The organism is Arthrobacter sp. MYb213, from assembly GCF_002979915.1.
Classification (GTDB): domain Bacteria; phylum Actinomycetota; class Actinomycetes; order Actinomycetales; family Micrococcaceae; genus Glutamicibacter.
On sequence record NZ_PCQA01000002.1, the window covers coordinates 446,829 to 459,131 of the forward strand.

Below are 12,303 nucleotides of genomic sequence, written 5' to 3' on the forward strand. Positions count from 1 at the left end.
AAGTACAACCAAATTTCCGTCTATGAATCCCGTAATACCGGATGCATCTGCGGTGATAGCCAGGTTGTGTAATAGATTTGAGTAATGACCGACTCTGCGAAGCGCACCATCTTGTTACTCAACGGACCGAACCTGAACCTCTTGGGAACCCGAGAGCCCGAAATTTATGGGCACGATACGCTCGCGGATGTTGAGCGACTGGCCATGCAGGCGGCCGCCGAACAGCAGCTAGATTTGGAAGCGTTTCAGTCTAATCATGAAGGTGTGCTCATTGATGCAATCCATGAGGCGAGACTAACCAAGGCTGGCATCATCATTAACCCCGGGGCCTTCACCCACACCTCGGTGGCTATAGCCGATGCGCTCAGCGGAGTACCTCTACCGGTCATTGAAGTACATATCTCCAACGTGCATCAGCGTGAGGCATTCCGTCATCACTCATATGTTTCTGCGGTAGCGTCTTCAATCATTATCGGTGCCGGAGTCAACGGTTACCGGCTCGCGGTGCAGCAGATGGCCCACCTACTTAGCCGCTAATCGCTAATGCAGTCGCCGGTCTTGATTGACTTTGTCCGTTGGCCTGCGGTTGTTAAGGCGTTTTCCATCTCGTCAAGGCTCAGGGCGAAGCCGATTTCATCGTTGCCGCGTGATTTAGCAAAGATCATGCCTACCGCTTCGCCAGATTCACTAACTAATGGGCCACCGGAGTTGCCCTGAGCAACCTTGGCGGTCAGCTGATAGACGGAGAGTGAGGCAGGGTCTTCACCGTAAATATTGGCGATAGATACCGTGGCGCGTGAGGCAACTACAGCTCCACGTACCTGCAATGGTCCGCCGGCCGGGAAACCAATGAATGCGGCTTGGTCGCCGCGGCCCAGATTTTGATCTGCGAGCTCTAAGGGTGCGGTGTTCATCCCATCGACTCGAAGCACCGCGATATCGGCCTCCGGATCAAAATAAACGACCTTTCCGCGGTGAAGTTCATCACCACCAACTTCCACCGTGGCGGCGCTCAGACCTGCCACCACGTGGGCGTTGGTCATCACCAGTTGGTCAGCAATAACAAAGCCAGAGCCGGTCAGGTTCACACCACATTGCACGGCGGTACCGGAGATCTTAGCTACCGAATTCACTGCCGCACGCTGCAAATCATTGGCTGCCCATTCCCCGGGCTCCACTGGCTCTACCGGTGGAGCAAATGGGTCCAGCAATGCGGGGATCGTTTCGGCCATTACTGCCGAACGTGCTGAGGAGATTGCGGTGTTTACAAACTCAGGTGTCAGCCCACGAATCGAGGCAATCATTCTTGACTTGTCGATCTCGGTGGATAAACGTGGAATACCCATACTTGACGTGGAAAATGCCAGCGCACCGATCACCGTGGCGCTAATAAAAACCGACAGCACACCGCCAGCTAAACCATCCGCTGCACGCAAGAAATCAAAGTTCATCCAACGTCTTATTCGGACCGCAAATACTCTGCCCAAGGCTTGGCCTAAAACGAGCAGTACGGCTGCGGTGGCCACCATCAGGCCTACGCGCCACCAAGGGTTTGAAGCCAAGGTTGAGACCATCGGTATGGCGAAGAATGCTGCCACGCCGCCAGCGACGAGTCCGAGCATGTCGCCGACCGTGTAGAGGAAGCCACGACGAATCCCGGCAATAAAAAAAGACAACAAAACTATACAGATGGCAAGGTCTAGCCAGCTGAATATTCCGAGCACCGAGACCCCACTTCGTTCACAAACTTTCTATTAACCCAAGGTACCCTTAGAAGCTGATGGATTTCTGCGAGGATATTCGCGAGTTTTAGTAGGGTGAGCGTGATTCTCAACATTTCTTGGCAAAACCACGTGTGGAAACTGTCACATTGTTACCGAATACGGCACAATGAAGTAAGCGCTTACTACTGTTGACAGGAGATTTTATGGATATCGAGGTACTGCGTCGTGCGCCGCTTTTCGCGTCGCTGGGTGATGAAGTATTCGCCGCGCTAACCGAAGAATTGACCGAGGTCGATCTGTCTCGCGGTGCATCAGTGTTCCGCGAAGGCGATCAGGGTGACCGTCTTTACTTCATCGTCTCGGGCAAGATCAAGCTTGGCCGCACTTCCGCCGACGGACGTGAAAACCTGATCGCCGTTCTCGGCCCAGGTGAACTGTTCGGCGAAATGGCGCTCTTCGATCCACACCCGCGCAACGCAACCGCAACCGCCGTGTCGGAAACCCGACTGGCAGGCCTAAGCCACGAAAACATGCGCAAGGCGATCTTGAACTCCCCGGAGGTCTCGATCCAGTTGCTGCAGGCTTTGGCTGCGCGTCTACGTCGCACTAACGAGTCCCTAGCCGATCTGGTGTTCTCCGACGTTCCTGGCCGCGTGGCCAAGGCACTGTTGGATCTGGCTGACCGTTTCGGTCGCCCAGCCACCGATGGCATCCTGGTAGCTCACGAGCTCACCCAGGAAGAGCTGGCCCAGCTGGTCGGCGCCTCCCGCGAAACCGTGAACAAGGCTTTGGCCGAGTTCGTGCAGCGCGGCTGGCTCCGTCTGGAAGCCCGCGCAGTTGTCATCTTGGACATCCAGCGTCTGCGCCAGCGTTCACGCTAAGCATCGCTGTAAGAATTGTGGCCGGAAATCCTTTCAAGGATTTCCGGCCACAATTCTTTGTACGCAAAGTTTTTAGTGCCCTGGTTCGGCCTGCCACGGACGAGTTGATTCGTCCCCTAAGTTGCCAAGTACTTCTAGATAATAGGTGCCATCACGCACCAGCAGGTCCGGGTGTTGGACATCTAGGCTCCGTGCCCGAGAAAGGTACGCAACCACTCCATGAGCGTCCACCATGCGCTCTAGCATGAGCTCCACCGCGGGACTGGTAATTTGTGACAGCCGCAGCCCTTGAGTGTTGGGCTGCCCAATCAGGTCCCCGAGGCCACTGGTGGCCCGCTGCTCGATGATCTGCTCCGTACTGCACCATTGAGCCCATCGGCCCTTAGCGCGCAACAGAGAGGGTTCCTGGCGCAATGGAACCGTCGCCCCGAAGTACCAGGTATCAAAGCGGCGGAATGCAAAGTTAGGACTCACCCAGTGAGACACCGGACGCAACAAATCCGTACGCAGCCCTAATCCACGTCTGCGCAAGAATTCTGCAAACTCTAAATCCTGCCCGGCAATAGCCTCACGGGCAGACATCCACTCTTCGGGATCGCTCATTTCGATGACCGATTGTTCGTCGGTGCCGGCCAACAAGATTCCGGTTTCTTCAAAGAGCTCTCGGATTGCGCAAACAAGATGTACGCGCACCAGTTGTTGATCCAGCACGTCCAATCGCTTGGACCACGAGGTTAGGCTCGGACCAAACCACTTGTACTCGGCTCGATCTCCAGCCTCGACGCTCCCGCCAGGGAACGCCACGCTACCTAAGGGAGATTCACCAGAGCGGTAGCCCAAAAAGGTTTCCACGCCATCGACGCCATCTTGCACCAGGCACACCGAGGAGGCTCGGCGTGCGGCTCGGGGCGTGCGCGAGCCATAGGTAAACCAATTTTCGGCCGCAGGAATTTGGTGTGGCGGCAGCTCAACCAGGCGACGGGCCATGCCGGTGCGCGCGCCAGCCGGGATGGCCCGACCAGCGCGCACACCGGAATGGCGTTGTGGACTACTCAAATTCGGCGATGACCTCAACCTCAACCGGAGCGTCCAATGGCAAGACGGCTACGCCAACTGCCGAACGTGCATGCACTCCGGCTTCGCCAAGAACATTTCCGAAGAATTCAGATGCTCCGTTGATGACGCCAGGCTGGCCGGTGAAGGCTGGATCCGACGACACGAAGCCAACGACCTTCACGATACGCTTAATGCGATCTAGGTCACCTATTTCTGCCTTGATCGCTGCTAGCGCATTCAGCGCGCAGGTCTGCGCCAAAGCCTTGGCTTCTTCAGCCGAGACCTCTGCCCCGACTTTGCCTCGAGCTGAGAGTTCACCGTTAATCAGCGGCAGCTGACCGGAGGTGTAAACGTAGTTGCCAGTTGTGACCGCTGGCAGGTACGCGGCGACCGGCTTGGCCACAGCTGGCAACGAAAGACCGAGCTCGGCCAGACGGGCCTCGACACGCGAGGAAGTAGCTTCTTGCATGGGGTTTTACTCCTTCTAAAAGTTAAGCTTTTGGACGCTTCATGTAGGCCACTGGATTGGTGCCATTTGGGCCTGGAACGATTGCTACCAGCTCCCAACCATCGTCACCCCACTGATCCAAAATCTGCTTGGTTGCGTGGATAACGAGCGGCAAAGTGGCGTATTCCCATTTAGTCATACTCGATACGTTAGCGCGTCCTTGTAAACTAGTAGGTATGGCAGCCAAGAAGTCCCCCTTTTTTGACACAGCTACCACTTTGGGAAAGATCGTTGCGTTCTTCGGAATCAGTGCCCTTTGTGGTGTGCTGGCCGCGGGCATGATCGTCCCCGTGGCAGCAATCGCAAAAACCGGTTTGACCACCGGAAATAACATTGTAAGCGCGCTTCCGAGCACCTTCGAGAAGCTTCCAATTCCGCAGCCTTCGCGTGTCTTAGACACCGAGGGCAAGGAGATCGCGACGTTCTACGAACAGAACCGCGATCCGGTGAAGCTCAAGGACATTTCTCCGGAAATGCGCAAGGCAATTGTTTCCGTGGAAGATGAGCGTTTTTACGAGCACAACGGTATCGACCCCAAGGGCATCGCCCGTGCGGTAGTCGGTAACCTGACCAGCTCGTCACGTTCCGGTGCGTCAACGTTGACTCAGCAGTACGTCAACAACCTTTTGGTCAATAACCAGATCTTGACCGGTTCCAAAGAGAGCACCGTTTCGGGCAATAAAGAATACTCTGACAAGATTCGTGAGCTGAAGTACGCGGTAGCTATCGAAAAGGAAATGTCTAAGGACGAAATCCTTGAAGGCTACCTGAACTTGGTCCTCTTCTCCGGCCGTGAGTATGGCGTGCAGGCTGCCGCTCAGCGCTTCTTCTCCGTAGACGCCAAGGACCTGAACCTGCAGCAATCGGCAATGCTTGCCGGCATGGTTCAGCTTCCAAACGTGTACAACCCAATCAACAACCCCGAGCGTTCCTTGGACCGTCGCAACAAGGTGCTGGGCAATATGTACCGCACCGGTGCGATCACCAAGAAGGAATACGACAAGGCCGTCAAGTCCAAGCTGGGGACGGATCCTAGCTCTTCGGCCTCAGGCTGCATGGCTGCCGGGGACGACGGATATTTCTGTGACTACGTCACCAACTTGATCCTCAAGGACAAAAACTTTGGTAAGACCAAAGAGGATCGTCAGAACTTGCTCTTCCGCGGTGGCTTGACCATCAAGACCACCCTGAATTCTTCCTTGAACAAACAGGCTGCCAAGGACGCTCGCCAGGCGATTGATCCTCATGCCAAGTCGAACAAAGACATCTACGCCTCGTTGGTTTCGGTTGAGCCGGGTACCGGCAAGATCCTCACCATGGCGCAGAACACCGAGTACGCACCGGAGTCCAAGGAATCTGGTAGTCGTACTTTCTACAACTTCGCTGTAGAGAGTCGTTTAGGTGGCGCTGGCGGCTTCCAGGGTGGTTCGACGATGAAACCATTTACCACCCTTGCGTGGCTGCATGAGGGCAACCACATGTACGACAAGATCAATGCGAAGAGAGAAATTTTCACCGCTTCAGATAAATGGAGGGCTTCATGCCTTCCTGGCGGTCAAACGGCCACTGCGAAGTGGGAGCCGAAGAATGCTTCACGTGGTTTCTACCGCACCATGACCGTTGATACCGGTCTGTACTGGTCGATTAACTCGGCAACAGTTCAGGAAGCGAAAAAAGTCGATCTTTGCACCATTGCAGATTACGCAACCAAAATTGGTTTGATTGATCAGAAACCTGTCGGTGGCGATGGTCCAGCTCCTATCAATCCGGCTAACCCTTCGTTCGTGATTGGTACTGCATCAGTCACACCATTGGCTCAGGCCGCTGCTTTCGCTACTTTTGCTAACAAGGGCGAATACTGCAAGCCACGCGCTATCACTTCGGTAGAGGATAAAGACGGAACCAATTACAAGGTTCCTCAGAAGGAATGCTCGCAAGAGATTGATCCACAGCACGTTGCTGACCTCAACGGAACTCTAAAGAAGATCGCCACAAACCGCGTTTCCAAGGGTCAAGTCGCCGGTCCAATTGCCGGTAAGACCGGCACTAACAACGGTGCTACATCGACTTGGTTCGTGGGTTACAGCACCGGCATTTCTTCCGCTGCATGGGTTGGCCGTCTCAAGGGCCAAGGTGAAGACGATAAGAAAAACTGGATGCATGGAAAGATGATCAACGACCAGCGTGCCCCGAAGATGGTTGACTCTTCGACTTACGCTGCTCCGCTCTGGGTTGATTTCATGTCCAAGGCAGTTCAGCAGTACGAGCGCAATTCATTCGGTTCCGTGTCCAAGGCTCCCAAGCCAAAGCCGAAGCCGAAGGAAAAAGACAGCTCGGACAGCTCGAACAGTAACGACAATAAGTCGGATTCGAAGAAGGAAGACTCCAAAAAGGAAGATTCCAAGAAGTCGGACAACAAGTCTGATTCGAAGAAGTCTGAAAACAAGGGCAAAGAGAAGTCCAAACCGACTACTCCAGCCAAGCCCGGAGATGGCTCGAACGGCTAAATAACGTCGCAAGGCCGCGTTCAACTTTGGTTGAACGCGGCCTTTCGGTTTAGATTGGCATTATCACCAGACTCAGATGGGTCTGTTCCCCCGAAAGGACAATGACGCACCGGTCATGGTTGAAAAAACTAATTTCTCTTCGGCATTCGGTCGAGCCACCAGTACCACGGCGCTACTTGCCGGCGGTGCCGCCGCGGTTGGTAGCGCACTGCTTGGGTACGGGCTTTACGAGACACAGAAATTTGGGCTACGCCGCGAAACTGTCAAAGTCTTGCCGCGAGGTGCGGCAGATATGCGCGTTTTGCATCTCTCGGATATCCATATGGTTCCTGGGCAGGCTCTGAAACGCCGCTGGTTACATCAACTGGCAGATGAGCGTCCGGACTACGTGATCAATACCGGTGACAATCTCAGCCATCGGGAGGCAGTCCCAGCGTTGATCGACGCGCTGGAGCCGCTGATGCAATTTCCTGGCGCTTTTGTTCCCGGATCAAATTGCTATTACGCACCGAAGCCGAAAAATCCGTTCAAGTACCTCACGCGCAGTACCGGCCGTCCTAAGCCCGCGGACCGCGACGTGCTTCCTTTTGAGCAGATGCACCAGGCTTTTGGGGCCGCCGGTTGGGTCAACATGACCAACCGTTCCTACTCCACAGCCCTCAACGGGCTCCGTCTTGATCTCACCGGTATCGATGATCCGCATTTGGATCGAGACCAGTTCGCCGGATGGCCACAGGGCTCTTCCACCAGTTATCAGGCACCGCATGTTCGTATCGCACTTACGCACGCTCCCTACCAACGGGTGCTTGATCAGTTCACCGAGGAAGGTGCCGACATCATCTTTGCTGGGCACACCCACGGCGGACAGGTCTGCATCCCAGGTTATGGCGCGCTGGTGTCCAATTGTGATTTGCCCACCTGGCGAGCACGCGGTCTAACAAATTGGGAACATGCTGGACGCAGCGTTCCGCTCAACGTTTCGGCCGGTATTGGACACTCGCGTTTTGCCCCGATCCGCATCGCGTGCCCACCCGAGGCGATACTTCTGACGTTGACCGCCAAAGACTAATCTTCACCAATTTTCAGACCCCGCGCTTGAGCCAAGCACGGGGTCTGAAGTCGTTTCTGAGCCTGATACAAATAATCTATCGGATAGGGATTGTTTGATTGAATTTTCCCAACTACTGACTGTAGGCTGTAGTCCGGTCGATATTTTTTGGTGATGGTGGGGTAAAGCGCATGGCGCGAGAACAAAACGCGGAACCGGCAGAAGCGGTTTCATTAACTACCACTCTCAAACGGCTTGGACCTTTTGTCCGTCCGATTCTCCCCCGCCTCATTGGCGGTTTCTTCTGTGCCTTGGGTGCAGGCATTGTGGCCCTGGCAATCCCGCAGGTACTTGCTTGGCTGGTCAACAACGTTCTTGGCGCCGATGGCACCAGTACTCAAATCTGGATCGCCATGGCGATTGTCGGCGGCCTAGGACTCCTCGAAGCAGTGTTCATTTTCCTCCGCCGACAGTTTGTCCTCAACCCGGCAGCCGGACTTGAAGCACATATGAGGATCCGCTTCTACAAGCACCTGCAACGACTTCCAGTGGCGTTCCATGAACGTTGGGGCTCCGGACAGCTACTTTCCCGCTCCATGTCTGATCTATCGCTGTTACGGCGCTGGCTCGCCTTCGGCGCGATGATGCTCGTGGTAGATACCGTTACCGTGATCACCGGTCTGGCGCTGATGTTTTTCCACTCGTGGATTCTTGGCTTGCTCTATTTGCTCGGTGCCATCCCGATCTCTATCAAGGCCTACCAATTCAGAAACAACTATCGGGCGGCAAGCCGGCTCAGCCAAGACCAGGCTGGTGACCTCGCTACAGCGGTCGAAGAGTCGGTCCACGGCATCCGCGTCATCAAGGCTTTCGGCCGTGGACGCTATGTTTACGAAGGATTCAGCGAACAGGCCAAGTCGCTACAACAAACTGAAATCTCCAAGGCGAAAACCTTGGCTGGTTTCTTGATGACGGTAGTCGCGATCCCAGAAACAATTCTAGGAATCGGCCTACTCATCGGCATTTCAATGGTTGCTAGCGGATCATTGAGCGTTGGTTCTTTAGTTGCGTACTTTGCTATTGCAGCAGTTATTGCAGGTCCGGTAGAGGGCATGGGAATGCTTCTTGGCATGACGCTGAGCACCAAAACAGCTTTGGACAGGCACTTCGAGGTGATGGATGCCGACAACGATATTGTTTCCCCGCAGGAGCCTCGGACACCTCAGGAGCGAACCGGTGAAGTCCAACTGAAACACGTGCGTTTCGCCTACCCCGACGATTCCGGGCGAGGCCGTCCCGTGCTCGCGGATATCGACTTCACCATCCGCCCTGGAGAAACCATGGCATTGGTAGGAATTACCGGCTCAGGTAAATCCACCTTGCTCAATCTAGTGCCACGACTACATGACGTGAACGCAGGACAGGTGCTGGTCCATGGTCAAGACGTACGTGAATGGGACCTAGAAAAACTTCGACAAGAGATCGCGGTGGCCTTTGAAGACACCACCCTCTTTTCAAATTCCGTCCGCGAAAACGTGTTGCTCGGCGCTCCAGCAGAGCTAAATTCTGTTCAGCGCGAGGAACTACTAGCCCAGGCATTGGATGTTGCCCAGGCGCAGTTCGCGTACCAGTTACCCGAAGGGGTTGAGACGCTGATAGGTGAAGAGGGCCTCTCACTTTCCGGCGGACAACGTCAACGTTTAGCCTTGGCGCGCGCCATCGCTGCGCAACCACGTATCTTGGTTCTCGATGATCCACTCTCTGCCTTAGATGTACGCACCGAGGAGACAGTGACCACCAAGCTTCGTGAGGTTCTTCGCGGAACAACAACTTTGGTAGTCGCCCACCGGCCCTCCACCGTGATGCTGGCAGACCGGGTAGCGCTACTTCGTGATGGGCGCATCGACGCAATCGGCAGCCACACACATCTGCTCAGCACCAATGAACATTACCGCTACGTGATTGCCAGCTTGGATGACGAAGCACCGATCAACGAGGAGATCTCACGATGAGCAAGCCCATGGGTGTCTCTGACGAAGACAACATCAACCTCAGCGGTGTTCAACGCAAACAGGTCCGTCGCCGTTCCTTTAGCCTGCTAGCCAGGCTGGCTATGCCACAAAAGAAACTATTTATCCTCACCGTAGTGCTGGTTTTGGTTTCAAATGCGGCCCGAGTCGCCTTGCCACTGCTCATTGCCTTGGCTATCGACTGGACGTTACCCCAGGTCCGTGAGGGCAACTGGAGTGCCCTCGGAATATCAGGTGGCGCCTATATTATTTGCGCGATTCTGGCTGGTGTCCTACTAGCTTGGTACATCAACTGTGCAGCCCGAATTTCTCAGGCCATGCTCCTAGATCTGCGTCAGCAAGTCTTCCGCCACACACAAAGATTGAGCTTAGAGTTCCACGAGAACTACACCTCTGGTCGCATCATCTCCCGGCAAACCTCGGACCTAGAAACCCTGCGCGAGCTGTTGGACCAAGGCGTCTCGGAGCTGGCCTCCTCCTGTGTGTTTGTGGTCTTCACGCTGATCACTATCTTTGCTTTGGACTGGCGCAGCGGATTGGTACTTTGTATTGCTGCCGTCCCGGTAACGATCCTGTTCTTTTGGTATCAAAGCCGCTCCGAGGTTCTCTACCGCGAATCTCGTGTGGTCTCCGCGAAAGTCATCTCCACCTTTGTGGAAACCATGACAGGTATCCGTGCGGTGAAGGCCTTCCGCCGCGAAGCTGCCAACGATGAAAATTATGGTGATGTCGCAGAAAAATACCGGGTCAACTCGGTACGTTCCTTTAATCTTTTTGGAATTCTCCAGCCTGGTCTCGTACTCATTGGCAACCTCACCGTGGCGGTGCTGCTCGCCTATGGTGGTTTTCGAATCTTGGACGGCACGCTGGCAGTCGGTGTGATGGTCGCGCTGTTGCTGGCTGCTAAACGCGTCTTCCAGCCAGTGGAGCAGATCGCGATGTTTTACTCCTCCCTGCAATCGGCAACCGCAGCGCTTGAAAAAGTGTCCGGACTATTGGAGGAAGAGCCAAGCGTCAAGGAGCCGCTCAAGCCACGGAGCATCGACCAGGTTAAAGGCGAGATCGTTTTTCGTGACGCGGTCTTTGGTTACGGGCAGGGTCCTATCATTATGGATCGCTTTGACCTCAAGCTTGAGGCCGGGCAAACCGTTGCGGTGGTCGGACAAACCGGCGCCGGCAAATCAACACTGGCCAAACTCATCTCGCGTTTTTATGATTTGCGCTCCGGAAGTCTCGAAATAGACTCCGTGCCAATTCAAGAAATCTCAAACAATGAATTGCGCGAGCACGTAGTGATGGTGACCCAGGAGGCCTTCCTGTTCTCGGGTTCGGTGGCTGAGAACATTGCTCTAGGAAATCCCACGGCAACGTTGGCTGAAGTCCAGGACGCGGCCAAGGCGGTGGGTGCCCACGAATTTATTCTGGAACTACCCGAAGGCTACGATACCGATCTGAACAAGCGCGGTGGCCGAGTCTCTGCCGGTCAACGACAGCTCATTTCCTTCGCTCGCGCCTTCCTGGCGGATCCTGCTGTCCTGATCCTCGATGAGGCAACCAGCTCGTTGGATATCCCTTCCGAGCGCGCGGTACAACGTGGTCTGCAGCAGCTGCTGGGCAATCGCACGGCACTGATCATTGCGCACCGTCTGTCCACAGTGCAGATTGCTGACCGGGTGCTAGTGGTCGACGATGGCAAGATTATCGAAGATGGCACTCCCGAGCAGCTCATCGCTGATCAGGGTCGCTTCGCTTCCCTGCATAAGGCGTGGAAGGATTCGCTAGTTTAGCGGGCGTACAGACGATGACAAACGAACTCAGTGACTTCGTCCAGGCCCCGAATCAAGGCTTGCATCCGGAAGTTTATGAAATTGAAAACAATGCAATGGATCGAAGCGGAGGGCTTTTTGCGCGGCTTCAAGATCTTGCGCCTTGGGATGGCAAAGTTCTGTTGGATCTTGGTTGTGGGACTGGCTTTTGGTTACCGAAGTACCTCAGCGACGCTGGAACCGTCATCGGTGTAGAACCAGATGTGAACTTACTTGAAGCGGCACGTGCACGTAGTGCGCACATCCAGGTGCATCAAGGTTCCGCCGAGCATCTTCCGTTTGCCGATGAAAGCCTCGACGTCATTCATGCACGCTTTGCGTATTTTTTCCCCTCGCCCAAGAACGATTGTTCGGCGGGAGTTGCTGAAGCCTTGCGAGTCCTGCGTCCCGGTGGATCTATGCTGGTCATCGATAACGATCAGCAACACGGTGAGTTCGCGTCCCTGCTGCAACGTAGCCCTTGGGCGGCGGCCCAAAGCGAGTCAAATTACACCAGAGCGTGGTGGGAAGACCAAGGTGCCACTCGGCATGAGGTGATGAGCAGCTGGAAGTTCGATTCTGTCCAGGATCTCGCCAGCGTCCTGCACATTGAATTCCCTGCGCAGCTGGCAAACGAGTGGATCGCCGAGCATCCTCAGGCCACGGAATTGAGCTACGGCTACGTGATCTACCAGGTACGCAAGGAAGCTATAGACGTACAGTAACTGGGCATAAAAGTAGGCC

Annotated in this window: 11 protein-coding genes; 7 read left to right on the forward strand and 4 right to left on the reverse strand. The window is 55.0% G+C overall.

What is annotated here, in order from left to right; genetic code table 11:
• Positions 1–84: 84 nt before the first annotated feature.
• Positions 85–537 carry a type II 3-dehydroquinate dehydratase gene (gene aroQ / locus CQ011_RS06490; RefSeq protein WP_105675760.1) on the forward strand — a complete coding sequence of 151 codons (453 nt, stop codon included), beginning with the start codon at positions 85–87 and terminating at the stop codon, positions 535–537.
• On the opposite strand, the gene CQ011_RS06495 is transcribed toward aroQ, so the two are convergent.
• Positions 534–1,724 carry a MarP family serine protease gene (locus CQ011_RS06495; protein WP_105675762.1) on the reverse strand — a complete coding sequence of 397 codons (1,191 nt, stop codon included), beginning with the start codon at positions 1,722–1,724 and terminating at the stop codon, positions 534–536. The genes aroQ and CQ011_RS06495 overlap by 4 nt on opposite strands.
• Positions 1,725–1,927: 203 nt before the next feature.
• Here CQ011_RS06495 and CQ011_RS06500 point away from each other — a divergent pair, with 203 nt between their 5' ends.
• Positions 1,928–2,605, forward strand: a complete 678-nt coding sequence (locus tag CQ011_RS06500) for a Crp/Fnr family transcriptional regulator (RefSeq protein ID WP_105675764.1) — start codon at positions 1,928–1,930, stop codon at positions 2,603–2,605.
• A gap of 72 nt (positions 2,606–2,677) precedes the next feature.
• Here CQ011_RS06500 and CQ011_RS06505 read toward each other — a convergent pair whose 3' ends face one another.
• From CQ011_RS06505 to sp36, 3 genes are all read right to left on the reverse strand, one after another.
• A complete protein-coding gene (locus CQ011_RS06505; RefSeq protein ID WP_105676160.1) occupies positions 2,678–3,592 on the reverse strand; it encodes an NUDIX hydrolase in 915 nt (304 codons plus the stop codon).
• A gap of 61 nt (positions 3,593–3,653) precedes the next feature.
• Positions 3,654–4,130, reverse strand: a complete 477-nt coding sequence (locus CQ011_RS06510; protein ID WP_105675766.1) for a RidA family protein — start codon at positions 4,128–4,130, stop codon at positions 3,654–3,656.
• A gap of 22 nt (positions 4,131–4,152) precedes the next feature.
• Complete coding sequence (gene sp36 / locus CQ011_RS17755) at positions 4,153–4,308, reverse strand: Sp36 family protein (RefSeq protein WP_096283344.1); 156 nt, start codon at positions 4,306–4,308, stop codon at positions 4,153–4,155.
• A gap of 37 nt (positions 4,309–4,345) precedes the next feature.
• Here sp36 and CQ011_RS06515 point away from each other — a divergent pair, with 37 nt between their 5' ends.
• From CQ011_RS06515 to CQ011_RS06535, 5 genes are all read left to right on the forward strand, one after another.
• Entirely contained in the window at positions 4,346–6,676 is a 2,331-nt protein-coding gene (locus CQ011_RS06515) for a transglycosylase domain-containing protein (protein WP_105675768.1), read from the forward strand.
• Positions 6,677–6,791: 115 nt separating this feature from the next.
• The gene (locus CQ011_RS06520; protein WP_105675770.1) at positions 6,792–7,745 is read left to right on the forward strand and encodes a metallophosphoesterase; all 954 of its coding nucleotides are present in this window, start codon (positions 6,792–6,794) and stop codon (positions 7,743–7,745) included.
• Between the two features lie 170 nt (positions 7,746–7,915).
• Entirely contained in the window at positions 7,916–9,736 is a 1,821-nt protein-coding gene (locus CQ011_RS06525) for an ABC transporter ATP-binding protein (protein ID WP_105675771.1), read from the forward strand.
• The gene (locus tag CQ011_RS06530; protein ID WP_105675774.1) at positions 9,733–11,541 is read left to right on the forward strand and encodes an ABC transporter ATP-binding protein; all 1,809 of its coding nucleotides are present in this window, start codon (positions 9,733–9,735) and stop codon (positions 11,539–11,541) included. The genes CQ011_RS06525 and CQ011_RS06530 overlap by 4 nt, the downstream gene beginning before the upstream one ends.
• 14 nt (positions 11,542–11,555) lie before the next feature.
• Complete coding sequence (locus CQ011_RS06535; protein ID WP_105675776.1) at positions 11,556–12,284, forward strand: class I SAM-dependent methyltransferase; 729 nt, start codon at positions 11,556–11,558, stop codon at positions 12,282–12,284.
• The last annotated feature ends 19 nt before the right edge of the window (positions 12,285–12,303 follow it).